This is a genomic window from Salinicoccus sediminis (genome assembly GCF_000986795.1).
Classification (GTDB): domain Bacteria; phylum Bacillota; class Bacilli; order Staphylococcales; family Salinicoccaceae; genus Salinicoccus; species Salinicoccus sediminis.
This window is the reverse complement of sequence record NZ_LAYZ01000002.1, coordinates 214,214-240,099: the sequence shown is the minus strand read 5'-3', so window position 1 is coordinate 240,099 and position 25,886 is coordinate 214,214. Positions and strand designations below refer to the sequence as shown.

The 25,886-nt window shown below is 49.4% G+C and carries 26 protein-coding genes; 12 read left to right on the top strand and 14 right to left on the bottom strand.

Going from position 1 to position 25,886, the window contains the following annotated elements; all coding sequences use genetic code 11:
• The first annotated feature begins 17 nt into the window (after positions 1 to 17).
• Genes WN59_RS04945 through WN59_RS04920 form a run of 6 tightly spaced genes read left to right on the top strand, consistent with a single transcriptional unit; the run spans position 18 to position 5,756 of the window.
• Complete coding sequence (locus WN59_RS04945) at positions 18 to 1,028, top strand: TRAP transporter substrate-binding protein (RefSeq protein ID WP_052747275.1); 1,011 nt, start codon at positions 18 to 20, stop codon at positions 1,026 to 1,028.
• Positions 1,025 to 1,510, top strand: coding sequence for a TRAP transporter small permease (locus WN59_RS04940; protein WP_046513555.1), 486 nt, complete (start codon positions 1,025 to 1,027; stop codon positions 1,508 to 1,510). Before WN59_RS04945 ends, WN59_RS04940 begins: the two co-directional genes overlap by 4 nt.
• On the top strand, positions 1,507 to 2,781 hold the full coding sequence (locus WN59_RS04935; protein WP_046513552.1) for a TRAP transporter large permease: 1,275 nt from the start codon (positions 1,507 to 1,509) through the stop codon (positions 2,779 to 2,781). Before WN59_RS04940 ends, WN59_RS04935 begins: the two co-directional genes overlap by 4 nt.
• An 18-nt stretch (positions 2,782 to 2,799) precedes the next feature.
• A complete protein-coding gene (locus tag WN59_RS04930) occupies positions 2,800 to 3,816 on the top strand; it encodes a zinc-binding alcohol dehydrogenase family protein (protein WP_046513548.1) in 1,017 nt (338 codons plus the stop codon).
• A gap of 18 nt (positions 3,817 to 3,834) precedes the next feature.
• The gene (gene uxuA, locus WN59_RS04925; protein ID WP_046513544.1) at positions 3,835 to 4,908 is read left to right on the top strand and encodes a mannonate dehydratase; all 1,074 of its coding nucleotides are present in this window, start codon (positions 3,835 to 3,837) and stop codon (positions 4,906 to 4,908) included.
• Positions 4,905 to 5,756, top strand: a complete 852-nt coding sequence (locus WN59_RS04920; RefSeq protein ID WP_046513539.1) for an SDR family oxidoreductase — start codon at positions 4,905 to 4,907, stop codon at positions 5,754 to 5,756. Before uxuA ends, WN59_RS04920 begins: the two co-directional genes overlap by 4 nt.
• Positions 5,757 to 5,871: 115 nt before the next feature.
• Here WN59_RS04920 and WN59_RS13880 read toward each other — a convergent pair whose 3' ends face one another.
• The 4 genes from WN59_RS13880 to WN59_RS04910 form a co-directional block, all read right to left on the bottom strand.
• Positions 5,872 to 6,912: a sodium:solute symporter family transporter gene (locus WN59_RS13880; RefSeq protein WP_269430672.1), complete on the bottom strand. Its 1,041-nt coding sequence runs from the start codon at positions 6,910 to 6,912 to the stop codon at positions 5,872 to 5,874.
• Positions 6,909 to 7,004 carry a hypothetical protein gene (locus tag WN59_RS13875; protein WP_269430671.1) on the bottom strand — a complete coding sequence of 32 codons (96 nt, stop codon included), beginning with the start codon at positions 7,002 to 7,004 and terminating at the stop codon, positions 6,909 to 6,911. Before WN59_RS13875 ends, WN59_RS13880 begins: the two co-directional genes overlap by 4 nt.
• Before the next feature lie 125 nt (positions 7,005 to 7,129).
• Positions 7,130 to 7,279 carry a hypothetical protein gene (locus tag WN59_RS13700; protein ID WP_197073388.1) on the bottom strand — a complete coding sequence of 50 codons (150 nt, stop codon included), beginning with the start codon at positions 7,277 to 7,279 and terminating at the stop codon, positions 7,130 to 7,132.
• Between the two features lie 176 nt (positions 7,280 to 7,455).
• Positions 7,456 to 8,619, bottom strand: coding sequence for an aminotransferase class I/II-fold pyridoxal phosphate-dependent enzyme (locus tag WN59_RS04910; protein WP_046513535.1), 1,164 nt, complete (start codon positions 8,617 to 8,619; stop codon positions 7,456 to 7,458).
• A 115-nt stretch (positions 8,620 to 8,734) separates the two neighbouring features.
• On the opposite strand from WN59_RS04910, the gene WN59_RS04905 reads away from it, so the two are divergent.
• On the top strand, positions 8,735 to 10,078 hold the full coding sequence (locus tag WN59_RS04905; RefSeq protein WP_046513532.1) for a YjiH family protein: 1,344 nt from the start codon (positions 8,735 to 8,737) through the stop codon (positions 10,076 to 10,078).
• A gap of 48 nt (positions 10,079 to 10,126) precedes the next feature.
• On the opposite strand, the gene WN59_RS04900 is transcribed toward WN59_RS04905, so the two are convergent.
• The 7 genes from WN59_RS04900 to WN59_RS04870 all read right to left on the bottom strand — a co-directional run bounded on the left by WN59_RS04900 (position 10,127) and on the right by WN59_RS04870 (position 18,282).
• Positions 10,127 to 11,398 carry an amidohydrolase gene (locus WN59_RS04900; protein ID WP_046513529.1) on the bottom strand — a complete coding sequence of 424 codons (1,272 nt, stop codon included), beginning with the start codon at positions 11,396 to 11,398 and terminating at the stop codon, positions 10,127 to 10,129.
• Between the two features lie 26 nt (positions 11,399 to 11,424).
• Complete coding sequence (locus tag WN59_RS04895; protein WP_046513526.1) at positions 11,425 to 12,942, bottom strand: AbgT family transporter; 1,518 nt, start codon at positions 12,940 to 12,942, stop codon at positions 11,425 to 11,427.
• 375 nt (positions 12,943 to 13,317) lie between these two features.
• Positions 13,318 to 14,505 (bottom strand): NAD(P)/FAD-dependent oxidoreductase, encoded by a 1,188-nt coding sequence (locus WN59_RS04890; RefSeq protein WP_046513522.1) that lies wholly within the window; start codon positions 14,503 to 14,505, stop codon positions 13,318 to 13,320.
• A 113-nt stretch (positions 14,506 to 14,618) separates the two neighbouring features.
• Positions 14,619 to 15,398 (bottom strand): sulfite exporter TauE/SafE family protein, encoded by a 780-nt coding sequence (locus WN59_RS04885; RefSeq protein WP_017549853.1) that lies wholly within the window; start codon positions 15,396 to 15,398, stop codon positions 14,619 to 14,621.
• Positions 15,398 to 16,759, bottom strand: coding sequence for an MBL fold metallo-hydrolase (locus tag WN59_RS04880; RefSeq protein ID WP_046513518.1), 1,362 nt, complete (start codon positions 16,757 to 16,759; stop codon positions 15,398 to 15,400). Before WN59_RS04880 ends, WN59_RS04885 begins: the two co-directional genes overlap by 1 nt.
• Positions 16,760 to 16,793: 34 nt before the next feature.
• On the bottom strand, positions 16,794 to 17,888 hold the full coding sequence (locus WN59_RS04875) for a DsrE/DsrF/DrsH-like family protein (protein WP_046513515.1): 1,095 nt from the start codon (positions 17,886 to 17,888) through the stop codon (positions 16,794 to 16,796).
• 112 nt (positions 17,889 to 18,000) lie between these two features.
• Positions 18,001 to 18,282, bottom strand: coding sequence for a metal-sensitive transcriptional regulator (locus tag WN59_RS04870; protein WP_017549856.1), 282 nt, complete (start codon positions 18,280 to 18,282; stop codon positions 18,001 to 18,003).
• Positions 18,283 to 18,430: 148 nt separating this feature from the next.
• On the opposite strand from WN59_RS04870, the gene WN59_RS04865 reads away from it, so the two are divergent.
• Positions 18,431 to 19,036 (top strand): class I SAM-dependent methyltransferase, encoded by a 606-nt coding sequence (locus WN59_RS04865; RefSeq protein ID WP_046513510.1) that lies wholly within the window; start codon positions 18,431 to 18,433, stop codon positions 19,034 to 19,036.
• A gap of 157 nt (positions 19,037 to 19,193) precedes the next feature.
• Here WN59_RS04865 and copZ read toward each other — a convergent pair whose 3' ends face one another.
• Genes copZ through WN59_RS04850 form a run of 3 tightly spaced genes read right to left on the bottom strand, consistent with a single transcriptional unit; the run spans position 19,194 to position 22,155 of the window.
• Complete coding sequence (gene copZ, locus WN59_RS04860) at positions 19,194 to 19,403, bottom strand: copper chaperone CopZ (RefSeq protein ID WP_046513505.1); 210 nt, start codon at positions 19,401 to 19,403, stop codon at positions 19,194 to 19,196.
• Positions 19,404 to 19,438: 35 nt separating this feature from the next.
• Entirely contained in the window at positions 19,439 to 21,823 is a 2,385-nt protein-coding gene (locus WN59_RS04855) for a heavy metal translocating P-type ATPase (protein WP_046513501.1), read from the bottom strand.
• 29 nt (positions 21,824 to 21,852) lie between these two features.
• Complete coding sequence (locus WN59_RS04850) at positions 21,853 to 22,155, bottom strand: metal-sensing transcriptional repressor (protein ID WP_046514330.1); 303 nt, start codon at positions 22,153 to 22,155, stop codon at positions 21,853 to 21,855.
• Between the two features lie 315 nt (positions 22,156 to 22,470).
• On the opposite strand from WN59_RS04850, the gene WN59_RS04845 reads away from it, so the two are divergent.
• Genes WN59_RS04845 through WN59_RS04830 form a run of 4 tightly spaced genes read left to right on the top strand, consistent with a single transcriptional unit; the run spans position 22,471 to position 25,849 of the window.
• Entirely contained in the window at positions 22,471 to 22,779 is a 309-nt protein-coding gene (locus WN59_RS04845) for a PTS sugar transporter subunit IIB (RefSeq protein ID WP_046513498.1), read from the top strand.
• Positions 22,780 to 22,798: 19 nt separating this feature from the next.
• Positions 22,799 to 24,091, top strand: coding sequence for a PTS cellobiose transporter subunit IIC (celB, locus tag WN59_RS04840; RefSeq protein WP_046513495.1), 1,293 nt, complete (start codon positions 22,799 to 22,801; stop codon positions 24,089 to 24,091).
• A 44-nt stretch (positions 24,092 to 24,135) separates the two neighbouring features.
• The gene (locus WN59_RS04835; RefSeq protein WP_046514329.1) at positions 24,136 to 24,450 is read left to right on the top strand and encodes a PTS lactose/cellobiose transporter subunit IIA; all 315 of its coding nucleotides are present in this window, start codon (positions 24,136 to 24,138) and stop codon (positions 24,448 to 24,450) included.
• A gap of 4 nt (positions 24,451 to 24,454) precedes the next feature.
• The gene (locus WN59_RS04830; RefSeq protein ID WP_046513490.1) at positions 24,455 to 25,849 is read left to right on the top strand and encodes a glycoside hydrolase family 1 protein; all 1,395 of its coding nucleotides are present in this window, start codon (positions 24,455 to 24,457) and stop codon (positions 25,847 to 25,849) included.
• Positions 25,850 to 25,886 lie beyond the last annotated feature (37 nt).

Here is a 25,886-nt window from a genome sequence, read left to right as displayed (position 1 = left end):
AATGGAGGTTTAGATAAATGGTTAAAAAATGGTCTTTATTCATTCTGCTATGTCTCATTTTTGTAAGCGGTTGCTCTCAAGAAAATGCCACAGCGAACGAAGATGACGTTACCACTTGGAAAATGACCCACATTTCCGACGCCAACCATCTTTGGCACAGGACAGCAGTCGAATTCGCCGAGCGTGTTGAAGAGAAGACAGACGGTAAAGTGAAAATTGAAATTTATCCCAACAGCCAGTTGGGCAGTGAAGTCGATAACATCAATTCCATACGTTATGGCGCGACGGATCTTACCATCACAGGTGAATCCATGGAAGTATGGTCACCGAATGCCGTCATGCTGGCTGTTCCTTACGCTTTTGACAACCAGCAACATATGAGGGAAGTGATTGAGGGACCCATAGGCAAACAGATTGAGCAGGAAATAGATGAAGATATCGGCCTGACACCGTTGTTTTATATGGAACGGGAGCCCCGTAATCTCACATCAAATACCCCTATTTCTTCACCAGAAGACCTGAACGGTTTCGGTATGCGCATACCAAACGTTCCCCTCTTCCTGGAATCCTGGTCACAGGCAGGTGCCCAGCCACAGGTTATGAGCTTAAGTGAAGTATTCACAGGTCTGCAACAGGGTGTAATTGACGGTCAGGAGAACCCGAATGACCTGATAATGAGTAATGGATTTTATGAAGTGCAGAATTACATCAATGAAACCGAGCATGTCCGTTCCTGGATCTATGTAGTTGTCGGCTCAGAACAATTGGAAGCCCTTCCCAAAGACCAGCAGGCTGAAGTCAAAGAGGCGGCTGCCGAAGCCGAGGCATTCTCCCAGGATTTAATGAAAGAAGAGGCTCAAGATGTCCGTAATCAGCTTGAAGAAACAGGTGTTGAATTTAACAGTGATGTTGATCAGGAAGCTTTCCGTGAAGCTATGCAACCGGCTCTTGAAGAGTATTTCAGTGAGGAACAGATGGAACTTTACCAGGAAATTGTAGAAAGTGGAAAAGGGGGTAGTGACGAATGAAAATGATGAACCGCGTTGATAAAATCCTTGGGATCATTTCTGTGTTATTTTTTTCAGCTCTTCTCATAGTGGTAGTCACTCAGATTCTGAGCAGATACTTCCCATATCAATTCACCTGGACAGAGGAGCTTTCAAGGTACTTGTTCGTCTATTCCATGGTAACGGCTGCACCGGTGGCGTTAAGAAAAAGTGAATTCATCACTGTGGATATGATGCCAACGTCATTGTCTAAAAATGCAGAGAGGATTTATGAGAGTGTCATTGCCGTTTTCATTATGGTATTTTCAATCTTCCTGTTCATCTATGGAATACAATTTACGAGCCTTGGTGTGGATTTCTACGCGCCCACCCTTGGTGTAGATATGGTCTATATTTATGCGTCAATTCCTATACTGGCATTATTGCTTTTCGTATATTCAATCGTTTATATAATTGACCGTTACCAGAAGAACGAACCAAGAAATGAGGTGGACGACATATGATGGCGTTACTTGTAGTAGGTATATTCTTATTCTGTATCGCAGCAGGCGTGCCCATCGCTTTCAGTTTAGGTTTATCAGCGTTGGTTTACCTTTTAGTTGCCGGTGTGCCGGTCACTGTCATCCCCCAAACGATGTTTGCCGGTTTGGATTCATTTGTAATGTTAGCTATCCCAGCCTTCATTCTGGCGGGTAACCTGATGAATGCCGGCGGTATCACAAACCGTATCATCGATTTTGCAAACGCTCTCGTAGGACATATTCGAGGCGGTCTTGCGTTGACAAACGTTGCATCATCCCTGGGATTCGGGGGCATTTCCGGAACTGCGTTATCAGATACGGCCAGCATCGGCTCTGTCATGATACCCGCTATGAAAAGGCAAGGTTACGGTTCCGGATTTTCAGCGGCTGTCACTTCGATTTCATCCACAGTCGGTCCGATGCTCCCTCCTTCCCTGCCGATGATCATTATCGGTACGCTCGCAAGCATTTCCATCGGCGACTTGTTTGTAGCCGGTGCAATACCGGGTGTTGTTCTCGGACTCGGATTCTTGCTCGTTACATACCTGATTGCTGTAAAACGACAATATCCTAAAGGCCGCAGGCATTCAGTCTCCGAAGTCGGCAAAAGCTTTTTCGGTGCTTTTTGGGCACTGCTCATGGTCGTCATCATTTTATGGGGGATCCTCGGCGGATATTTCACACCGACTGAGGCGGCAGTTGTGGTAGTATTCTATGCCTTTATAGTAGGTAAATTTGTATATAAGGAACTCGATCTGAAAGAAGTCCCGGGAATCATGATGGACACTCTGAGAACCACTGCATCCATCCTGATCCTTGTAGCTCTTGCGAATACATTCGGATGGATTCTGGTTGCAGAAGGTGTACCTATCCTTGTCGCTGATGGCATACTTTCCCTTACCGAAAATCCAGTAGTGATTACATTACTGATGATACTCCTGCTATTGATTGTCGGCATGTTTATGGAAACAATTGCAGCAATCGTCATTCTGTTCCCTGTGCTGCTGCCAATTGCTGACAGCATCGGTATGGATCCAATCCACTTCAGTATTGTCATGGTACTGGCATTGATGATCGGCCTGTCAACACCACCTGTCGGTGTGTGCCTGTTCGTCGCCTCTCAATTTGCCAACGTCAAGATCATGACTACTGTCAAAGAGCTTGTTCCATATTTCGTCATTGCCATCATCGTACTGATCATTGTCGCTTTTGTACCATCATTATCACTATTCCTGCCAGGACTGTTCGAATAAAGATAAGGAGTGTCAAGAATGAAAGCAATACAAGTAGAAAAACCAGGTCAGCTGAATATTGTTGAACTTGAAAAGCCCGTTATTGAAAAAGGTGACGAGGTTATAGTGAAAATAAAAAATGTAGGCATATGCGGCTCTGATGTCCACATATACCATGGCAGCAACCCTTTCACCTCATATCCAAGGGTCATCGGACATGAAGTTTCCGGCATTGTTGAACAGGTCGGAGAAGCGGTCACTTCCCTTGCACCCGGGGATCTTGTAGCATTGGAGCCCATCACATACTGCGGCGAATGCTACGCCTGTAGAAATGGCCAGCCTAACGTATGTGATTCCCTTGAAGTATTCGGTGTGCACAGAGACGGGGGAATGGCTGAATATCTGAAAGCAGACGAGAATAATTGGCATAGAGTGCCCGGGAACGTCTCTGAAGAAGCAGCTGCCTTGATGGAACCGATGACCATCGGCGCGCAGGCAACTTACAGAGGCGAAGTAAGGGAAGGTGATACCGTATTTGTAATCGGTGCCGGCCCAACCGGAATTGCCTGTCTCCTGCAGGCCAAACAACGCGGCGCCAAAGTTTTCATCTCTGACTTCAATCAGAACCGGCTGGATTACGCCAAATCCATCGGTGCCGATGCAATCATCCAGCCTAATGAAGTCGATGCTGAAGAAGAAATCAACAGATTGACGAATGGAGAACTGGCCAATGTAGTTATCGATGCCGTTGGGCTCCCTCAGACATTCCAACAGGCTGTCGAACTCGCATCAATCGCAGGCAGAGTCGTTACTTTAGGCTTCAATGAGCAGCCTTCATCCATTCCTTCATTACTGTTGACCAAAAAAGAATTGAAAGTGGCCGGGTCACGTTTGCAGACTCATCAATTCCCGAAAGTGATAGATCAGGTCGGACGTGGCGAAATCGATCCGACACAGATCATTTCCCAAAGATATTCCATGGATCAGATTCATGATGCCTTTGAATTACTCGAAAACAATCCTGAAGCAGTAAGGAAAATTGTACTTACATTTTAGAAAAGGAACTGATAAGACATGCGTATGACCTTTAGGTGGTATGGGGAAGGAAACGACTCCGTAACATTAGAACAGATCAAGCAAATTCCAGGTGTTGAGGGCGTAGTATGGGCATTGCATCACCGTCAGGCCGGTGAAGTCTGGCCTGAAGAGGAAGTGATGGAAGTCAAGAAGCAGGCGGATGCCCACGGCTTCCATCTGGATGTGGTCGAGAGCATCAACGTCCACGAAGACATAAAGCTCGGAAAAGCCTCAAGAGATGAATATATTGAAAACTACAAGATCAGTCTGCGGAATGTGGCAAAAGCAGGAGCCAGGGTAGTATGCTTTAACTTCATGCCGGTCTTCGACTGGACAAGAACAGATTTATTCAAAGAACTGGGAGATGGCTCCACTGCCCTGTTCTATGAAAAATCCAAAGTGGAAAATATGGACCCGGACGAACTCATCAAACAGACAACCGACTCCGGCTACACGATGCCCGGATGGGAACCTGAAAGGCTCAAAACTATTGAAGATTCATTCAGGGCATACGAAACTGTTGATGAAGAGCAACTGTGGAAAAACATGGAGCATTTCCTGCTTGAAGTCCTGCCGGTGGCTGAAGAGGAAGGCATCAAAATGGCCATCCACCCCGACGATCCACCATGGTCGGTATTCAACCTGCCGAGAATCATAAACAGTGAAAGTGCGATTGAAAGATATCTTTCAATTTCAGATAGCCCATCCCATTGCCTGACACTGTGCAGCGGCTCTCTGGGGGCAAATCCCGAAAACGATATCCCTCATATTATCAGACGATTTGCAGACCGGATCGCTTTTGCACACATCAGGAATGTAAAAACCTATGATAACGGGGACTTCATCGAGACGTCCCATCGCTCCCGGGACGGATCAGTGCCGATTGATGATGTCGTGAGAGCATATCATGAAGCAGGTTTTAAAGGGTATGTACGCCCTGACCACGGACGTCATCTGTGGGATGAAGACTGCCGCCCCGGATATGGACTGTATGACCGTGCACTGGGCATCATGTACCTGTGGGGACTGTGGGACGCATATGAATTGGAAAAACGGAAAGGAGTTGGATGATTTTGCTGCCTGAATTTGAAGGTCTTATGGGTAAGAATGCTGTAGTTACAGGAGGAAGCGGAGTTCTTTGCCAGGAAATGGCGAAAGAACTTGCACGCCAGGGGATGAATGTAGCCATCTTGAACAGAAACCAGAAGAACGGTCAGGAAATTGCAGATGAAATTACAGATGGAGGGGGCAGGGCAATCGCAGTTGCATGCGATGTTCTGGATGAAGAAAGTGTCCAAAAAGCATATGCAACAGTAAAAGAGCAGCTCGGGGAATGCGACCTCCTGATCAACGGTGCCGGAGGAAATCATCCCGATGCCATAACAGACAAGGAAACTTTTGAAAATGGCGACGCTGAGAATGATACTTTAAAATCATTCTTTGACCTTGAACTTAAAGGTTTCGACCATGTCTTCAGATTGAACCTGGTGGGGTCGTTGATTCCAACACAGGTGTTTGGTAAAGAGATGACAAATCGTGGTGGAACAGTCATCAATATCTCTTCCATGTCTGCCCCGTCACCTATGACAAAAGTCCCGGCGTACAGTGCCGCTAAAGCCGGAATAGATAACCTCACACAATGGCTCGCAGTCCATTTTGCAGAGGCAGGAATCCGGGTAAATGCTATTGCACCAGGTTTTTTCCTCACCAAACAAAACCGGGATTTATTATTGAAGGAGGACGGTTCATTATCTGAGAGAGCTGAAAAAATAGTTTCCCATACCCCTCAGCGACGTTTCGGAGAACCTGAAGATTTGCTTGGCACCCTTCTGTGGTTGGCCGATGAAAATACTTCGAAGTTTGTCACAGGTATTACAGTGCCTGTTGACGGTGGATTCATGGCGTACTCAGGAGTATAGAGGTGTAACCAAAACCCGGTAACCGTTTCATGAATTAAGGCCGCAGAATTATTACTGCGGCCTGTTTTTGTTCCCCAGACAATTAAAACTGTAGCTTAACCGATCTGTACATTACCTATCTCCCAACCATCAGTTTTGAATGCTCCTTGGTGAACGGGGTCAGAAATTCAAAACCATTTTCCGTGATGAGTATGCTGTCGCCGACCTGCGCGCGATAGTTCTTGCCGTCGGCGCCGCCGTCGACTGCGAATGTCATCCCTCTCTCAAGTTTCGTCTTGTCCCCATATGCAGGCTGGGGCGCTTCGTTGACTGAGAAGCCGATCGACCGGCCTGCCCGAAATGGTATCGGGTAGCCCGCACTCTGGATGACCTCCGCATATGCATGATGGACATCTTCGGCCACGGCGCCTGGTTTCACTTCATTGAGAGCGGCTGCCTGGGCTTTCTCTGCGGTTTCAAGCAGTTTTTGGGCTTCCTTGTTTACCTCTCCGACAAAAAGGGTCCTGTCAAACCCCGGATAGAAACTTTTGAACCGGGCCGTGCCGCAGTGGCAGATGAAAAGCGGTTCGCCATATTCCAGCCGCGTCATCCCGTTCCGATGATGGCACATTGTGGTCAGGCCGCCGGTTGCCATGATCTGCTGATTGCCGATGAGTCCGGCAAGCGTCAGCAGTGACTCGCCGAAGAACGGCTGCAGAAATTCAGTTTCCATGGGCTGATCGAGGAGCGTACCCATGCGGTTGAATCCTCCAATCTCAATGATTGCCAGAATCGGCAGTATGAACAGCGCAAATGCTATGAGAAACCCCTGGATGAAGTCGGTCAGTGCCACCGCAAAGAAACCACCCAGAATCGTGTAGATGATGGTGATGATGCCGCCGACAATGACACCCACGGAGAAGCTGACACCAAGGACGACTTCGAAGAGGACGCCAAATGCCACGAACTGGGCACAGACGTATACCGTCTGGAAAACTGTCATGACGACAATGGAAACCATACGCATCACATGTGAATGATCCTGGAAACTTGCCGACAGGAGGTCCGGGATGGTGATTGATTTTAATATTTCGGACAGGCGCCTGATTCGTTTCGCAAAGAAGAACCAGTTGAATATGGAGAATACGGCCGACACAGCATTCCAGACGGAACTCATGCCGGTGGAAACCCTTCACCCGGCAGGCCGACAGTCATGAAACCACTGCTTTCAGACGCCTTTTCACTCATCGACAGGACCCACGGCCCCATTTTCCGCCCGCCGAGAAAATATTCTGAAGAACCTGCACTGCTCGCCTTCGATTACCAGAACCCGACAGCAAGCAGGAACAGCAGATACAAAATGACAATGACCAATATACCTGTGTGGCTCATTTTCATTCACCTTCTGGATCATTTTTCCTTATCAGTTCATTTTCCAGTTTTTCCATCTTCACTTCCCTGACATACCAGAGCACTACAGAAAGAATCATCAGCACCGGCGGTACAATCATGATCAGCCAGTCAGCGGAAATCCACCCATGCATATCCCCTCTCCCAAAATCTTTGAAAACAAATATAGGATAGGAACCCTACGGTTCCCTTTTAAAGAATTTTCTCACTATTATGTTATTATGAACCGGTATAACATCTCTTTAAAATTTTATAAACACAAAAAGGCAGAATGTGAAATAGCATCACAATCTGCCTGATCTGACATATTTCATTTTGCCGCTTCTAACATATGGAGGTATTTTTCCAGACGGTCCGCCGCTTCCTCGAGCTCATGCATGCTGCATGCGAAAGATAGTCTGATATGGCCTTCTCCAAATTCCGAGAAGGAACGGCCGGGGACGACGGCGAGCTGGACGGTTTCAAGCAGTTCCGTACAGAATTTGAATGAGTCGTGTTCGTACTTTTCCACCGACGGGAAGATGTAGAATGCGCCCGTGGGCTTTTTGACCTCGAGGCCCATACCCGTCAGCCGGTCGTATATATAGTCACGTCTTCTGATATATTCTTTGTTCATCTCCCCCGGCACATGCAGCTGGTGCTTCAGAGCCTCGATGGCTGCATACTGGCTCGGGAGGCTGGCACATATCGTATTATAGAGGTGGACTGCAGTGACTTCCTCCATGATTTGCCGGTGGCCGGTGACATATCCGATCCGCCATCCGGTCATGCCGTGCGATTTGCTGAGCCCGTTGATGACGAGCACTTTCTCCTTGATCTCCGGATAGCCGGCCAGGCTGATATGGTCGCCTTCCAGCGTGTTCTCCCCGTATATCTCATCAGTGATGACGAATATGTCATACTTCCTGAAAACTTCCACCAGCCTGTCCATCTGCTCCTTCGTATACGTGACACCGGTCGGATTGGTCGGATAGTTGAGGAGGACAGCTTTCGTCTTCTCCGTGATGTTCCGCTCGATGAGTTCAGGCGTGGCAATCAGCCCGGTATCTGTCGTATCGACGAATTTCGTAATGCCCCCCGAGAGTTCGATGATGGGTTCATACCCGAGGTACGTCGGGGCCGGAACAATCACCTCGTCCCCCGGATCGAGTATCGCCCGGAGGACTCCGTCGATGCCCTCACTGCCGCCGACGGTCACCAGCACTTCGCCATTCGGATCATAATGCGCACCGTGCCGGTCTTTATAATAGTTGCTGATGGCCTCCCTGAGTGCGTAGAGCCCCGTATTATGGGAATACTTCATCGACTGCGTATTGATGGCGTCGATGGCAGCCTCTTTGATCGGCTGCGGTGTTTCAAAATCCGGCTGGCCAAGCGTCAGATCCACGCAGTCCGGGAATTCCTCCACCCGGTTGGCAAACTGGCGGGTGCCCGGCACCTCGATGTCCTGCATTCTTCTATTCGCTTTCGGCATGCTATCCCTCTTTCCAAAAATATTCCTTTCCAATTATATCAGAATATTATGGACTTTTCCCCTGCACTCCTCTATCATTGAATTATTCATATTAATACATAAAAGAGGGTTAATTATGCAATTTGATACAGCGACCAAAGTAAAGACATGGACCATTTCATTCATCGCCCTATTGCTGTTCATCGTACCCGTCAGCATCGGCGGCCAGTGGACGATCATACTGGGCATTATGGCAGAAGGCATTCTTGCCAACCTGGAAGGGGCGATACCCGCAATCACGACAATCGCCATCGTTGTCTTTCTGCTCATTACAATATACGGCACGTTTATGAATAAAAACCTGTTCAGCCATACGCCGAAGCTGCAGGGCATCTTCGTCCTCGGCCCGCTCTGGTTCATTCTCAGAGCCACCGGTGCGGTCATTGCAGTCATGGTCATTACCGGTTTCGGACCGGAGGCGATCACGAGTGATCTGACCGGCGGCACAATGATGTACTCCCTCGTGCCGATTCTTGCGACATGGCTCCTGCTTGCCGCATTCCTGATGCCGCTGCTGATGAATTTTGGGCTGATGGAATTCGTCGGCACGTTCCTGGAACCCCTCATCCGTCCGTTATTCAGGGTGCCGGGCCGCTCGTCCATCGATGCGCTCGCCTCTTGGATGGGCAGCAGCCCGGTCGGTGTCATGATCACGACGGAACAGTATGAGAAGGGATTTTATACTAAGCGTGAGGCACTCACGATCGCGACGAACTTCTCAGTACTGTCCATACCGTTCAGCCTGGTAATCGCCACCGTCATCGGCATCGAGCACTATTTCCTGCAGTTCTACCTGACGATGACGATCGCATGTCTGTTTACGACATTGATACTTGTGCGCATCCCGCCGCTGTCCGTCAAGGAGGAGACATACTATGAAGTGACCGGCAGTCGGGTCGACCAACGTACCGAAGGGGACAACATGCTTGAAACTGCCAAACTGCGCGCCTACAGAAGGACAGCCAAAAGCGACGGGCCGAAAGGACTTCTGAAGGCCGGCACGATAAACGTCATCGACATATACGGCGGCCTGATCCCGGTCGTCATCGCCATCGGGACCATGGCACTCGTCCTCGCGGAATACACGCCGGTATTCACGTTCCTGAGCTACCCGGTGCAGATGTTCCTCGAGTTGATCCAGGTGCCCGAAGCCGCAGCTGCCGCACCGGCGTTCATCATCGGTATTACCGACATGTTCCTGCCTTCTGTCATCGGCTCCGGCATTGAGAGCGATTTTACGAAATTCCTGATTGCCGTCATGTCACTGACACAGATCATCTACTTCTCCGAAGTCGGCGCCCTGCTGCTCAAATCTAAAATACCGGTCTCCGTATTCGAGCTCGTACTGATTTTCGTACTGCGGACCGTCATATCCTTCCCCGTCATCTACCTGTTTGCGTGGATATTCGTAGGGCTGTAGAAAGAAGCGCCCATTGATGTGGATCCACATCAATGGGCGCTTTTCTTTCTACTTATTGGTCAGCTTCACTGCAGAGGCGAACAGGGTCTCTACACCCTGCAACAGGCTCTTTTCATTGACGTCGAATCGTTCATTGTGGTGACCGGCGGCAAGATCCGTGCCGATGACGCAGTATGTCGCGTAGCCGTCCTGTTTCTGCACGGCATCCATGAAGAACGTTGCATCCTCCGACCCTGCAGATTCATCGCTCAGGACCATGCTCGTGAGCCCGTTTTCCTTTGCACATCCATGCAGGATTTCAGCGAGCTCAGTAGAACCTTTGGCACTGATGCCCTCTCCGACGAGTTCGATTTCGTAATCGACCTGGTACATGCGGGCCGCCCCTTCGATGACGCATTCAGCGCAGGTTTTCATATAATCATTGAGTCCGGATGTTTCACCACGGGTCTCAATCATAAGCTTCGCTTCATCCGCGATAACGTTGCGGCCGCTTCCGGCGTGCAGTTCCCCGACATTGATCCGTGTCATGCCGCCGGAGTGCCGCGGGATGGCATTCAGATTGATGACGGCATTGGCGGCTGCCAGCATCGCATTCTTTCCCTCTTCAGGTTTGCCGCCTGCGTGGGAGGAGACGCCCTTGAAGCGGACATCCATCTTCGATGTCGCGAGAAATCCATTGTTGGATGCAACAAAATGATCCTGTTCGACACCGATGCCGATATGCGTCGCGATGAAACAGTCCACATCATCGACTGCGCCGGCCTCCACCATGGAGATGGCACCTCTCGCCCCCTCTTCTGCCGGCTGGAAGATGAGTTTGACCTTCCCGTTCAGCCGGTCCCGATTTTCAGCAATTTTTACGGCGAGTCCAAGCCCGATCGATGTATGCGCGTCATGGCCGCATGCATGCATTTCCGTGTTCAGCGAGCGGAAGCCAGACTGGACCGGGACATGACTTTCATCCTCGGACTCATAGATGGGCAGGGCATCCATATCAACCCGGTAGGCAATCGCAGGACCAGGCCTCCCCGTATCCCATGTGGCCACAATGCCGGTATACCCTTCGGATACCCGGTCCATATATTTCTCCACAGCACCGTTCTCCCTGGCCCATTTCTCATGCGCTTTTGTCACATCATCATCCGGTTTGCCCATGCAATGCCCCGGGGACATGACTTCCCTGCCGATTTCAAGATCGAATCCGAGCGTCTCCAGCTCATTTGCCACTATCGTCGATGTACGCATTTCCAGGAACCCGAGTTCCGGATGCTTGTGGAAATCCCTTCTCCATTCAATCAATCTGTTTTCAAGTTCATTCATGATTCATGCGCCTCCATCTCAATTCTTTATTGCTCAAGATACACGCTGACACCCGGTCCGAGCGGCAACCCGGTGAAGAAGAAGATCAACAGCAGGATAATCCACGCTGCAAGGAATGTCAGAGAGTACGGAATCATGAGGGCCATGTAGCTGCCGATGCTTGCTTTCTTGTCATAACGCTGCATGAACGCGAGTATGATGACCATATACGGGAACAACGGCGTGATGATGTTGATCGATGAGTCAGCGATACGGTACGCGACCTGTGTGAAGGCAGGATGATAGCCGAGCTGCATGAACAGCGGCACGAAGATCGGTGCCTCAATTGCCCATTTTGCCGAACCGGACGTGATCAGGAAGTTCAGCAGACCCGTGAATATCACATAGCCGACGATGAGGCCGACACCGGTGAATTCGATGCTCTCGAGGAATTCTGCCCCGTTCACCGCAAGCCATGTGCCGAGATTGGACCACGTGAAATAGGCGATAAACTGGGCAATGGCGAACACGAGCACGATATAGCCGGCCATGTCCTTGATCGCCTCTGTCATGTAATGGGTGACATCTTTACTGGTCTTGATCCTGCCGACCGTAATACCGAATGCCATGCCGATGATGACGAAGAAAATCAGGATGATCGGCACGATGCCGTCAAGGAACGGAGATGGCGAAATACCGCCGTCCTCATTCGTCAGCGGACTGTTCGGCATCAAAATGACTGCGACGATGATCGCCCAGTATAAAGCCCCGGCGATGGCTGCAGCAAAGAAACCTTTCTTTGCGTTCGGCAGCTCTTCCGTGTTTTCATCTTCAACCGCATCTCCTTCGTATTTGCCGAGCCTCGGCTCGACGATCTTCGTCGTCACGAGACCGCCGATGATGGTCAGCATGAATGTGGATATGATGTTGAAGTACCAGTTGTCGACGGCGGTCACAGTCACTTTCTCATTTATAATCGCAGCGGCTTCCGTCGAAATCCCTGCAAGGAGTGCATCCGTTCCGGCAACGAACAGGTTCGCCGTGAATCCGGCGCCCGCTCCGGCGAAACCGGCGGCGAGACCCGCGAGCGGATGGCGCCCGAGTTTGTAGAAGACAAGTGCGCCGAGCGGCGGAATAAGGACAACTGCGGCATCCGATGCCAGGTTACCCAGAATACCCACGAACACGACCGTATAAGTCACGAGAAACGGCGGTGATTTCAAAATCGTCTTGCGGATGGCATAATCGAGCAGTCCGACCTTTTCCGCCAGGCCGATACCCAGCATCATCGCCAGCACAAGGCCAAGCGGCGCAAAGCCTGTGAAGTTCTCAAGCATCGAAGTGATGATGAACTGCAGCCCCTCACCCGATAACAGGTTCCTGATCGGCAGTTCTTCTCCCGTCCCCGGGTGGTTGACTGATGCATCAAACAGACTGAATATGTAGGACACGAAAATCATCAGCACAGCCAGTCCGATAAAAAGCGCAAACGGATCCGGAAGTTTATTCCCCACCCGCTCGATGACATCCAGGATCTTCTGGAATAGGGTTCTTTTCTCTGACATGATATCCCTCATTTCAAATTGGATTCATATAATATGATTAACAAGACCAGTCTACAGCATGCACAAACCGTTGTCCATATATTTTAAAAATTACAAAATCTTATATAACTGCTGCATGGCAGTTCCCCTTTCCGCAATTTTGTAAGCGCTTTTATGTAATTTTAACATATGCCTGGAAGGTATCAATAAATTTATGAACAGCGACGATGACGGTTCAGGAGTTATGACGCCAGTATCCATTTACATGGAAATTTAAAACTCCCTCCTGCGGGGCGGTCGATGACCGTCCGCACAGGAGGGAGTGATTTTCAAATGAAGCCAGACACTGTATAGACCCGTATATCCAAAATTTTCAGGACTTGCCGTCGGGCATGCCTACATAAGCCCCTTCATCATTCCCCGCCAGTACATGGCAGGCAGTCCATACTTTTTCACCATGTACATACTTTTCCTTTCTTTCGCCTGATTGACAGGAAAAGTTTCCGAGGGCACATTATCATACTTGAATTCTGCCATTATAAGGGAATTATAGCCCGTGACGAGAGGACATGAAGTATACCCGTCATACCTGCGGGAAGATCGGACACCGCCTTTCAGCATTGATTTGATATGTGATGCCACTACCGGTGCCTGTTTGCGTATCGCTGCACCCGTTTTCGAGGTCGGCGCACTGGAAACATCCCCGAGGCTGAAAATATTTCCGTATCCATTATGCTGAAGGGTATGGGGGTCTACGTCCACCCATCCATCAGAATTGGCCAGAGGACTTCTTTTGATGAAATCAGGGGCACTCATATAAGGGACTGCATGAATCATATCATAATCCAGCGTCTCTTCCTCCCCGCTGTCCAGGTCCCGGAAAACCGCCTGTTTGTTGGGACCGTCGACTTTGATCAGGTCTTTCTTGTAATCGGCCCTGATTCCCTTTCTGCTGATGACCTCATCAAGCGCATCAGCATATTTCTTAACTGAAAACACAGAGCCGTTTGCTGATTTGAAATTGATTTCCGTCCGGTTGCGGACTCCCTGATTCCGGAATGCCTCATCTGCAAGATACATGATCTTTTGTGGTGCACCCCCACATTTAATCGCCGAATCGGGATGAGTGAATATCGCACGGCCACCCTGGAAAGATCGTATTGTTTCCCATGTGTAATCCACATGTTCATACGAGTAGTTGCTGCATATGCCATATTTCCCCACATTTCCAGCCAGTCCTTCTATTTCATCCCAGTCCAGCTGTAAACCGGGACATACGATCAGGTATTTATACATTATTTCAGTGCCTTCCGAAGTGGTCACCCGATTTTCCTCCGGTTTGAATGATTCCGCCGATTCCTTGTACCATTTGACCCCTTTCGGGATCAATGAAGCCTCAGAGCGCCGGGACGCTTCCTTATCAACGACGCCGCCCCCTACAAGTGTCCATAGCGGTTGATAATAATGATTGTCAGCCGGGTCAATGATGGCCAGGTCGATATACTCGGATATGCGTTTCAGACGTGAAGCTACCGTTATTCCTGCAGTACCGCCGCCAACTACCAGAACTTCGTGAAATTCCACTGTAACACCCTTTCTGCCATTATCATTATAAAACTGTATCCGAAAATCGGTTCCGTAAACATCCAACGGACTGCCGGCAGAAAATACCTTCTCCCGATCTGGAACACTTCACATTACAACAGGATTTCCACCCAGATTTTAACAGCTGTCGCCAGTATCAGCAGTGCCAGAATCCACTGGAGGACCCCGGTATTCATCCTCTGTCCAGCTTTTGCCCCGAGTGGTGCCGCAATGAGACTTGCTATGATCATGATGGCGGCAGGTCCGTAGAGCACCTGATCAGCCGCCACTTTGCCGACGGTCGTACCGATGGAGGAAATCAGTGTGACAGCCAGGCTGGTCGCAATCGTCACGCGCGTCGGTATTTTAAGGATCACCAGCATGATCGGAACCAGTATGAAGGCACCGGCAGCACCGACAATGCCGGCGGCACTGCCGGTCAAGAATGCAAGTGATGCCGCAAGCGTCCTGTTGAAATGAAGGACATCGCCCCGTGAAAAAGGGATTTCCTTTTTGGGGATGAACATCATGATGGCAGCGATTGCCGCAAGCACGGCATATACGACATCAATCTGGGTCTCTGTAAGGAATGTCGAGCCGTATCCCCCGAGGAGACTGCCTGCAAGTATCGCGCTTCCCATGTATGCGATCAGCCGCATGTTCAGATAACCGCTGTTCCTATATGCCCAGACGCCACCTATCGTTGCAAAAAACACTTGTACCGCACTGATTCCAGATACTTCATGTGATGTAAACGCAGTGACACCAAGCAATGCGGGTATATACAGAAGCATCGGGTACTTGATGATCGATCCCCCTATGCCCACCATCCCCGAGATGAAAGATCCGACGAAACCGATCAGAAATATGACGATGATCGTTACAATATCCATCACTGCATCGCTCGGATGAGACCTGCGTAGCCATCTTTGATATTTACGACATTATCGTATCCCCGGGCCTTGAGTGCGCTCATGGCTATGGCTGAACGGACACCGGACTGACAATGCACATAGATTGTATCGTCCGCATCGAACGGCACCTCTTTCTCGTCAAGCTGGCCGAAGTGCAGATGGTGCGCATTTTCAAGACTGCCATTGTTATATTCGGAAGCAGAACGGACATCGAGAATATTCCTATCCTTGAAATTGCTGATGAACTCAGCCGCAGATACATTTTCATATGCATCGTCGTAATACTGTTCTGCCTCCCGTGCAGGGACGATCAGCTGAAGATTGTCATATCCGATGGAAGCGAGGTCCTCCTGCAGCACCCGGCTGTCTTCAGGGTTGCCGATAACAGTCATCGGCTGATCATAATCGATATACCATCCGGCAAACTGAAGGAATTTGTCATTGTACGGAATGTTTATCGCACCTTTTTTGAACCCTTTCCTGAATTCCTCCCGGCTTCTGAGATCGAACAGCTGTCCCGGCAGTTCATCCGGGGTGCCCACTTCAACATCCTTCACCTTGAATCCGGGCAGTCCTTCCTTGTTGACTTTCTTCATCTGGGCAAAATAGCTTGGCGGCTCCGGCTGGTTACTTGTCAGCTCTTTTATGAAAGCTTCCCTGTCATCATAGTCGAACACCCAGTTGTTCCTCAGTTCATAGCCCAGCGTGGAGAGCGGCACTGCACCGAGTGACTTGCCGCAGGCACTGCCCGCCCCATGACCCGGCCAGACTTGCATGAATTCCGGATACTTGTCCACTGTTTTCAATGAATCGAACATCGCTGCCGCGCCTTCCTCAGTCGTACCTTCCATCTGTGCCGCCTCTTCAAGAAGATCCGGCCGTCCAATGTCACCGACAAACAGGAAATCCCCTGTGAATATGCCCATCGGTTCATCGCTGCCGCCGCCTCTGTCTGTCAGCACAAATGAAATGCTTTCCGGTGTGTGACCCGGTGTATGGAGGACTTTCAATTCAACATTGCCGACATTGATGATGTCGCCGTCTTTCAGATAAACGGTGTCCTCAGGCATGTTTTCATATTTCCAACTCTCACCGCCTTCATCGGATACATATACCGTCGCATTGAAGCGCCCAGCGGCATCGCGCAGACCAGAAGCAAAATCCGCGTGGATATGCGTTTCAGTTACCTGTGTGATGTTGAAACCTTCCTGAGCGGCCACTTCCCCATATTCATCAACGACGCGTTTCGGATCGATGATGATCGCCTCTTTTGTTTGCTGGCATGCCACCATGTAGGATGTCTGCGCAAGTTTCTTGTCAAAAAATTGTTTGAAGAACATTATATACACTCCTTGGTATTCAATATACCGCTTATTATATGAAAAGATTCAGGTTGCCGTTTTCTGCATCACCGAGATAAGTGCCGACCCCTCCGAAATTGACATTCGGGAGCAGTTCATCTGCTTCAACCGCCATGATATCCATACTCATCGTGCAGGCCACCATTTTGACACCGAGGGAATCGGCCTTGTCGATCATTTCCGTCAATGCGTCGACTTTCTTCCTCTTCATGACATACTGGATCATCTTCGATCCGAGCCCGAACATATTCATTTTCGAAATTGGCAGTTTGGCGGCAGATTTGGGCATCATCATGCTGAATGCTTTGTCCAATCCCTTTTTGTCCTTCTTCGGTGCTTGTGGGTCCTTGATGACATTGAGTCCCCAGAATGTGAAGAACATCGTTACATCCTTACCCATGCTTTTGGCGCCAGTGGCAATGATGAACGAAGCAAGCGCCTTGTCGAGATCACCGCTGAAGACGACCATCGTTGCACCGTTTTTCGTTTCCACCATCTGATGGCCTTCCCCGGATGGGGCTGGCTGCTGATCATTCTTCTCGAGTACAGCAACAACCCTGTCACCATCCTTTTCGTTTTTTAGCACCGTGTTTCCCGTCTTTTTCGCCCAGGCTTCGACATCCGTGCAAAAACCGGGATCCGTCACCGTGATTTCCATCTGCTGTCCGGTTTCAAGCTGTCCCATCGTTTCGCTCACCCTGAGCAGAGGCCCCGGGCACTGAAGACCACTCGCTTCAATCCTCACCCTTTCCGGATCAATGTTTCTATCGCCGGATGCATCCGGTGCGCCTGTAACAGTTTTTGAACTGTCATACGTCCCGGTATATGCAGAAAAGCCTTCGTCCAGGTTCACTGCATCGTATCCATTCTGCTTCAGAATGTCCACGGCTTTGGCACCGCGTTTTCCCTTTTGGCAATATGCATGGATCCGCCGGTCCTTTGGCAGTTCATCCAGCCTGTTTTCCAATTCATTCACCGAGATGTTCCGGGCACCTTCAATATGACCCATATCGTATTCAAAATCTTCCCTGACATCAAGCAGGTACTGATTTTTTTCAATTATCCCATCTGCATCATTGATATGATAATCCGTTCCAGTTTTGTTCATTGTATAGAACCTCCTTGTTTTAAATACCCGTAAGGGTATAATAGCGAACACTCCGCCTCCTGTTAAATACCCTTATGGGTATTCAACAGGAGGAATAAAAACAGATGATTTATCATCTGCTCTTGTTCAACAGTTCGACCGCTTCCTTGACCAGTGCATCCGTATCCTGATCCGGGTCATCCATCGCTTCTTTCACACATTCCACCAGGTTTTCACTCACGATCACGTTCATGGTACGGTTCAATGCATTTTTGGCCGCACTCAACTGAGTGACCACATCTTTGCAGTGCCTGCCCTCCTCAATCATCTTCAACGCACCGTTGATCTGCCCCTGCAGACGGTTTATGCGGTTGACTACCGCCTTATCATAGACATACTTCTCTTCAACAGTCATCCTAACCCTCTTCTCTGTAATATTGATAACAACATTATAATAGATGGAACCTGCCCCGGTCAAATACCCCGCATGGTATATTGGGTGATACTTTGGAAAATGTCCGCTACAATGGTGACAGAGATGTAAAAGCGAATGGGGGATTATGATGAATCATTGGGATGAAAAATTCAGAACGGATGAATATATATACGGTGTTGAGCCAAACGAATGGGTCAGGACCGTCCTGGGTTCAGAACAGGGCAAAAGGATCGCTCTGCTCGCCGAAGGTGAAGGACGCAATGCCGTCTATCTCGCCAGACTCGGCAATCAGGTCACCACTTATGATTTTTCAAAAGAGGGGATTGAGAAAATGGAACGGCTGGCTGCTTCAGAAGACATGACAGTCGATACCAACCTGCGGGATATAACGATAAAAGACGCAGTGCCCCGTAAGACTTATGACATCGGCGTCAATATTTTCGGTCACGTTCCGGCGGAAGGCAAATTGCAGATGTTCACGAATTTGGTGGAATGTGTGAAACCCGGGGGCCTGATCGTATTCGAACTGTATTCCAAGGAACAGCTGGAATATAAAACAGGCGGCCCGCCGGACATGAACATGCTTTATGACCTTGATGAGATCAGAGGGCATCTGGAGCGCTTCGATGTGGAAGTGATCCACCTTGAAAAAGAGGTCGTACTCAGGCACGAAGGCAGGATGCACAATGGTAAAGCCTCCGCCATCCAGGGAAAGGTCAGAAAGCTGAAGTAAGCACTTTTAAAGCTGTCACTCCCTTATACAAAAACAAGAACAGCCAACGGTCTTAAGCTCGTTGGCTGTTCTAATATTTCAGTGTTCAATTGAAGGGCACCTGGAGTTCACACCGGCCGCACCAGACTGGCCGGAGGCCTCCGCTCTATGTCTCAACTTACTTTACGACGTCGTAACCCTGTCCTTCGATGGCGTCGACCATCGCAGCATCATCAACTTTATCTTTCTGATAGTCAACGCTTACCTGATTATCCTCCAGGCTCACTTCTGCGCCATTGACACCTTCCAGCTTATTCAGCGCACCTTCCACAGAGCTCTTGCAATGTCCGCATGTCATACCTTCTACTTTGATTGTCTTATTAGCCATAACTATGATTCCTCCTAATGAAAATTTGTAGCATATTATACCTTAACACGTTTGAGACGGAGCGAATTGGTTACTACGCTGACCGAACTGAATGCCATTGCAGCACCGGCCACCCATGGTGCCAGGAAACCGAGTGCAGCAATCGGGATGCCTGCTGTATTGTAGGCGAATGCCCAGAACAGATTCTGCTTGATATTCCGGATTGTCCTGTGGCTTAGGTTGATCGCTTTTGGAATCAGCGTCAACTCTCCCCCGAGAATCGTGATATCTGCCGCTTCGATGGCAACTTCGGTCCCAGTGCCGATGGCGATGCCGATGTCTGCTGTAGCGAGTGCCGGTGCATCATTGACGCCGTCGCCGACCATCGCAACCACTTTCCCTTCATCCTGCACTTTCCTGACCTGGGCTGCTTTTTCTTCAGGGAGCACTTCAGCAATGACTGTATCTATATTGACCTGTCTGGCAATTGCCGAAGCGGTACTGCCATTGTCCCCTGTCAGCATGATGATTTCAAGGCCCTGGTCATGGAGGGATTTGATCGCTTCCTTTGCAGTTTCCTTCACGGTGTCCTGCACGGCTACAATACCTTTCACCCGCCCATCCACGGAGATGATCATGGCAGTTTTGCCATCATGCTCGAATTGGCTCATGCTGTCTTCCAGGTCTCCAGTGTCCATGTTGTTCTCTGCCATCAGTTTACGCGTGCCGACAAGAATACGCCTGCCGTCAATCACAGCTTCGATGCCGCGCCCGGGGATCGCATTGAAGTCGTCCACATCGGCGAGTTCTATATCGTGTTCCGTTGCATAGCTTACAATTGCTTCGGCAAGTGGGTGTTCTGACCCTTTCTCTGCAGAAGCGAGCAGTCGGAGTGTGTCGTCGTCACCTGTGAAATCAGTGACTTCCGGCCTGCCCTTGGTGATCGTACCCGTCTTATCCATGATGATTGCATTGAGGGAATGTGTTTTTTCCAGGTGTTCCCCGCCCTTGAATAAAATCCCGTTCTCCGCACCTTTACCGGTCCCCACCATGATTGAGGTCGGTGTAGCCAGTCCAAGGGCGCATGGGCAGGCGATCACAAGTACTGAGATGGATGCGACCAGTGCAGCTTCCATATTTCCGGGGCTGACCAGGAAGTACCACACCAGGAAGGTGACAACCGCTATACCGATGACAATCGGTACGAAGTAACCGGAAATCAGATCCGCCATTCTCTGGATCGGGGCCTTCTTGCCCTGTGCCTCTTCCACTACTTTGATGATGGATTGGAGAGCCGTTTCTTTTCCTACTTTGGTTGCCAGGATTTCAACTGTACCGTTCTGGTTGGTCGTCGCACCAATGACATTATCATCCGCCGCCTTTTCGACCGGTATCGATTCGCCGGTAATCATGGATTCGTCCACGGAAGTACGCCCTTTGACAACCATTGCGTCCACAGGGAATTTTTCACCCGGTTTGACGATGAGTCGATCTCCTTCAATTACATCTTCTGCCGGAATCATCTGTTCCACGCCATCCCGGATCACGCGTGCTTCTTTTGCCTGCAGGTTCAGCAGTTCTTTGATGGCACCCGTTGTTTTTGTTTTTGCCCGTGTTTCCAAATACTTGCCGAACAGGATGAGCGTGATGATGATTGCACTGGTTTCAAAGTAAAGATGGGGATGCATGGTGGCGCCGGCCATCCATTTATACGTTTCATATAAACTGAATATGAAAGCGGCGCTTGTCCCCATCGCAACGAGCACATCCATGTTCGCAGTGAAATTTTTCAGGTTCTTATATGCACCGACATAGAACTGCCAGCCCAAAATGAATTGTACAGGTGTTGCGAAAGCCAGCTGGAACCATGGATTCATGAAAATCGCCGGCAGATTGATGCCGAAAAGGTGATCAAGCATCGTGACAAGGAGTGGCAGGGATAACAGTGCGGAGATGATGACCTTCCACTTCATCCTTGTGAGTTCCCGCTCCTTTTTGGATCCCTTTTCCTCAGTGCCCTGCTTTTGCCCGGCACCATATCCCAGATTGTTTATCCTGTCGATCAGAGCTTTCTCGGATACAACATTTGAATTATATTTGATGATTGCATTTTCCGTCGTCAGGTTGACGGAGGCGTTGGATACACCTTCTGTTTTGTTCAGTACCTTCTCGATTCGGGTGGAACATGCTGCACACGTCATGCCGGTAATGTCAAATTCCACTTCATCCATTTCCACTCCATATCCGAGGTTCGATATTTTATCCGTAATGTCATCGAGCTGAATTTTTTCAGGATCGTACGCCACTGATGCTTTTTCTGTCGCCAGATTGACTTTGGCATCCACATCATCCATTTTATTCAACACTTTTTCAATACGATTCGAACATGACGCACACGTCATGCCGGTGATATTCAAAGTTACATTTTTATCATTGGACAATTGTTTCCCTCCCTGTCATCTGCCATTTCCTATTTTGAAAACTGTTTTAAGACGGCCATCAGCTCCTCGATTGATTCGGCACCTTCACCTTTTTCAACCGCATCTGTGACACAGTGCTTCATGTGCCTTTCGGTCACGTTGTAGCCAACGTTTTTCAAAGCAGATTGAATCGCGCTGATCTGCACAAGTATATCGACACAATAGCGGTCTTCATCGACCATCTTCTGTATACCCCGGACCTGGCCCTCGATCCGTTTCAAGCGATTCAGCATTCTGTCCTTCTCTTCATTGGTCCTCGGCTCCGTGGCAAATTCCTGTAAATGTTCTGACATGTCCATCCCTCACCTTCTCTGGTTACGTTTTATATTGTATTTCCATTATACCCCCATAGGGTATAAAATTCAAGTATTTTAATCCTTTTTTCCCATCGATTGAAAATTCCAGTTCGGCGAACGGCATCACACAACATGTGCTCCGGGGCTGCAGGCAGCGCCAGACTGTTTTATTTAAGTACTGAATAAATATCCCAATCAGGATTTCAAACGTTTCCGCCACATGGAGGAAATTATCCCGATTCAAATGTAAGCGCTTTTAATTTAAAGTGTAAGACAGTTATATAACAATCAAAATTTCAGGAGGATTTTAACATGAAGAATATTTTACTCGCCTGTTCATCAGGTATGTCAACAAGTCTTTTGGTTTCAAAAATGGAAAGTGCTGCAGATTCGCTCGGTGCGGATGTAAAGATCTGGGCGGTCGGACAGGACAAGGCGATTGCCGACCTGCCGACGGCAGATGTTCTGCTCATCGGACCGCAGATGCGCTTCATGCAGAAGAAATTCTCCAAGGCAGCTGGTGAATACGATGTCCCGGTCGAAGTGATCGATTCTGTTGCATATGGCCGTGTGGACGGAGAGGCTGTTTTGAAACGTGCACTTGAACTTGCCGAAAAGTAAATAATACGGGGTGGAAATTATGAATAGATTCATGAGTTTTCTTGAAGGGGTACTGCTGCCTATTGCAGACAAGCTGAACAATAACAGATATCTGACGGCGCTGCGCGACGGTTTCATGGTCGCTCTTCCGCTGATCATCTTCGGTTCGATATTCGTCGTCATTGCGAACTTTCCGTTTCTGGATATGCTGATTGGCGAAGAGGCGTTCGCCGCCTACCAGAACGCGCTGGGGCCGGCTTCAGCTGCAACTCTCAGCATAATGGGATTGTTCGTCATTATCGGCATCGGATATAAATTGACCGAATCCTACGGTCTTGAATCGATATACGGCGGTGTTGTCGCACTCGCGGCTTTCCTGATCCTTACACCACAGACGCTTGAAGATACCACCGGTGTCATTCCGACATCGGTGCTTGGGGCCGAAGGGATGTTCCTTGGTATCATCACTGCTTTCGTGTCCGCTGAACTGTACCGTTTCTTCGTAAACAGAGGCTGGGCGATCAAGATGCCTTCCGGTGTTCCCGGTGCGGTGTCCAAATCATTCAGTGCATTGATACCTATTACACTGACGCTCTCGGTATTCCTGCTGATCCGGTTCCTGTTCAGCATCACCAACTTTGAAACGGCACAGACTTTCATCTATTCAATCATCCAGGAACCGCTGACGGTGCTCGGCAGCGGACTGCCGGCGACGATTGTTGCAGTGCTGTTCATCCAGCTGTTCTGGTTTTTCGGACTGCATGGACAGATCATCGTCAACTCCGTGTTCGACCCGATCTGGTATGCTTTGAATGACCAGAACCTGCAGGCATTCCAGAATGGACAGGAACTGCCGAACGTCATTACAAAGCAGTTCATCGACACGTTCCTGGTCGGTATGGGCGGTACAGGAATGACTCTTGCGGTCATCATCCTCATATTCGCCATCGGAAAAAGCAGACAGCTCAAGGAACTGGGCAAACTCGGGGCGCCGGCCGGCATATTCAATGTGAACGAACCGATCATCTTCGGCCTGCCGATTGTCATGAACCCATTGATTCTGGTGCCATGGCTCGTGGCACCGGTTGTCGTAACGATCGTCACATATTATTCGATGTCACTCGGAATTGTGCCAAAACCTGCAGGCATCATCGTGCCGTGGACGACACCGCCGCTTCTGAGCGGATTCCTGGCAACCGGCAACGCATGGCAGGGTGCTGCACTGCAGGCCGTCAACCTGGCAATTGTGATGGTCATCTGGTGGCCGTTCCTCAAAGTGATGGATAAACAGTATTACGAAAGTGAAAAATCTGCCGAAAATGAAGAAAACTAAGCGAAGACAGTCTTTCTGACGCTCGAGAGGTGAAAAATATGGATATGGAAAAAATCAATGAAATAGCGTTCCAGATCATTCTATACGGCGGCAACGGCAGATCGAATGCCATGGAAGCGATACAGCATGCCAAAGAGGGTGATTTTGAGAAAGCGGATCAACTGATTGAAGATGCAAACACAGAGCTCGGAAAGGCACATAACCATCAGACCGAACTGCTCCAGCTGGAAGCCAGGGGCGAAGGGGCCTCGGTCAATGTGATCCTGGTACACTCCCAGGATCACCTGATGAATGCAATGACTGTGAGAGATATGGCAATCGAGTTTATAGAACTGTACAAAAATGGAAGCAGGGGGTAATATAATGGCAGTAAAATATCAGTTTCCACAGGATTTCTGGTGGGGGAGTGCCACTTCCGCCACTCAGATAGAAGGCACCGGCGAGGACGATGGTAAAGGGAGATCCATCTGGGATCACTGGTATGGGACAGAACCCAACCGTTTCTACCAGAATATCGGCCCTGGGGTGACTTCCGATTTCCTGAATAAGTATAAAGAGGATGTCAGACTGATCAGAGATATCGGACACAATACATTCAGGATTTCATTCTCATGGTCGCGACTCATCCCGGGAGGCACCGGCGAGGTAAATCAGAAAGCGGTTGACTTCTATGACGATCTGATTGATGAACTTCTCAATCATGGCATCGAACCATTCGTCAATCTCTACCATTTCGATATGCCGATGGCGCTTCAGGAAAAAGGCGGATGGGAAGCGCGGGAGACGGTGGATGCATATGAAGCATATGCAAAGACCGCTTTCAAACTGTTCGGTGACAAGGTTTCCAAGTGGTTTACATTCAACGAGCCTATCGTGCCGGTGGAGGGCGGCTATCTCTATGACTTCCACTACCCTAACAAAGTGGATGCCAAAGCGGCGGTTCAAGTTGCATACAATACGGCAGTCGCCAGTGCGAAAGCCGTGAAGGCATTCCACGAAATGGATGGGACAGACGGGAAAATCGGCATCATACTCAACCTCACACCTTCCTATCCGAGAAGCCGGAACCCTGCGGACCTGAAGGCGTCGGAAGCGGCCGACCTCTTCTTCAACAGAAGCTTCCTCGATCCTTCCGTGTTGGGCAGCTACCCGGAAAAACTGAAGGAAATCGTGAAACTGCATGGCCTTGCGCCCACTGCTGAGCCGGATGACGAAACCCTGCTCAGAGAAAATACCGTTGACATACTCGGGGTGAACTACTACCAGCCAAGACGGGTGAAGGCGAAAGAGCACGTTCCAAACCCGGACGGTCCATTCCTGCCAGAATGGTACTTCGATGCATATGTAATGCCGGGCAGGAAGATGAACGAATACCGCGGATGGGAAATCTACGAAAAAGGAATCTATGACATACTGATCAACCTGAAGGAGAACTACGGCAATATCGAATCCTTCATTTCAGAAAACGGCATGGGCGTACAGAACGAGGAACGGTTCATCGAAAACGGTGAAATCCAGGATGACTACAGGATTGACTTCGTCAAAGAGCATCTGAAGTGGGTTCACAGGGCTCATCAGGAAGGTGCGAACGTGCGGGGATACCATATGTGGACAACAATGGACAACTGGTCCTGGTCGAATGCCTATAAGAACAGATACGGATTCATTTCCGTTGATATCGAAACGCAGAAGCGTACGATCAAAAAATCCGGCCGCTGGATCAAGGCAGTATCCGAGGCTCACGGCTTCGATGAATAGAATTGTCTGAAGCCCGGATCTCCTCCGGGCTTTTCTT

What these genes read in the sequence shown, in the direction of transcription:
- WN59_RS04945 (WP_052747275.1), top strand. Translation starts at nt 18, where the DNA reads ATGGTTAAAAAATGGTCTTTATTCATTCTGCTATGTCTCATTTTTGTA.
- WN59_RS04940 (WP_046513555.1), top strand. Translation starts at nt 1,025, where the DNA reads ATGAAAATGATGAACCGCGTTGATAAAATCCTTGGGATCATTTCTGTG.
- WN59_RS04935 (WP_046513552.1), top strand. Translation starts at nt 1,507, where the DNA reads ATGATGGCGTTACTTGTAGTAGGTATATTCTTATTCTGTATCGCAGCA.
- WN59_RS04930 (WP_046513548.1), top strand. Translation starts at nt 2,800, where the DNA reads ATGAAAGCAATACAAGTAGAAAAACCAGGTCAGCTGAATATTGTTGAA.
- uxuA (WP_046513544.1), top strand. Translation starts at nt 3,835, where the DNA reads ATGCGTATGACCTTTAGGTGGTATGGGGAAGGAAACGACTCCGTAACA.
- WN59_RS04920 (WP_046513539.1), top strand. Translation starts at nt 4,905, where the DNA reads ATGATTTTGCTGCCTGAATTTGAAGGTCTTATGGGTAAGAATGCTGTA.
- WN59_RS13880 (WP_269430672.1), bottom strand. Translation starts at nt 6,912, where the DNA reads ATGAGTTCCGTCTGGAATGCTGTGTCGGCCGTATTCTCCATATTCAAC.
- WN59_RS13875 (WP_269430671.1), bottom strand. Translation starts at nt 7,004, where the DNA reads ATGGGGCCGTGGGTCCTGTCGATGAGTGAAAAGGCGTCTGAAAGCAGT.
- WN59_RS13700 (WP_197073388.1), bottom strand. Translation starts at nt 7,279, where the DNA reads ATGCATGGGTGGATTTCCGCTGACTGGCTGATCATGATTGTACCGCCG.
- WN59_RS04910 (WP_046513535.1), bottom strand. Translation starts at nt 8,619, where the DNA reads ATGCCGAAAGCGAATAGAAGAATGCAGGACATCGAGGTGCCGGGCACC.
- WN59_RS04905 (WP_046513532.1), top strand. Translation starts at nt 8,735, where the DNA reads ATGCAATTTGATACAGCGACCAAAGTAAAGACATGGACCATTTCATTC.
- WN59_RS04900 (WP_046513529.1), bottom strand. Translation starts at nt 11,398, where the DNA reads ATGAATGAACTTGAAAACAGATTGATTGAATGGAGAAGGGATTTCCAC.
- WN59_RS04895 (WP_046513526.1), bottom strand. Translation starts at nt 12,942, where the DNA reads ATGTCAGAGAAAAGAACCCTATTCCAGAAGATCCTGGATGTCATCGAG.
- WN59_RS04885 (WP_017549853.1), bottom strand. Translation starts at nt 15,398, where the DNA reads ATGGATATTGTAACGATCATCGTCATATTTCTGATCGGTTTCGTCGGA.
- WN59_RS04880 (WP_046513518.1), bottom strand. Translation starts at nt 16,759, where the DNA reads ATGTTCTTCAAACAATTTTTTGACAAGAAACTTGCGCAGACATCCTAC.
- WN59_RS04875 (WP_046513515.1), bottom strand. Translation starts at nt 17,888, where the DNA reads ATGAACAAAACTGGAACGGATTATCATATCAATGATGCAGATGGGATA.
- WN59_RS04870 (WP_017549856.1), bottom strand. Translation starts at nt 18,282, where the DNA reads ATGACTGTTGAAGAGAAGTATGTCTATGATAAGGCGGTAGTCAACCGC.
- WN59_RS04865 (WP_046513510.1), top strand. Translation starts at nt 18,431, where the DNA reads ATGAATCATTGGGATGAAAAATTCAGAACGGATGAATATATATACGGT.
- copZ (WP_046513505.1), bottom strand. Translation starts at nt 19,403, where the DNA reads ATGGCTAATAAGACAATCAAAGTAGAAGGTATGACATGCGGACATTGC.
- WN59_RS04850 (WP_046514330.1), bottom strand. Translation starts at nt 22,155, where the DNA reads ATGTCAGAACATTTACAGGAATTTGCCACGGAGCCGAGGACCAATGAA.
- WN59_RS04845 (WP_046513498.1), top strand. Translation starts at nt 22,471, where the DNA reads ATGAAGAATATTTTACTCGCCTGTTCATCAGGTATGTCAACAAGTCTT.
- celB (WP_046513495.1), top strand. Translation starts at nt 22,799, where the DNA reads ATGAATAGATTCATGAGTTTTCTTGAAGGGGTACTGCTGCCTATTGCA.
- WN59_RS04835 (WP_046514329.1), top strand. Translation starts at nt 24,136, where the DNA reads ATGGAAAAAATCAATGAAATAGCGTTCCAGATCATTCTATACGGCGGC.
- WN59_RS04830 (WP_046513490.1), top strand. Translation starts at nt 24,455, where the DNA reads ATGGCAGTAAAATATCAGTTTCCACAGGATTTCTGGTGGGGGAGTGCC.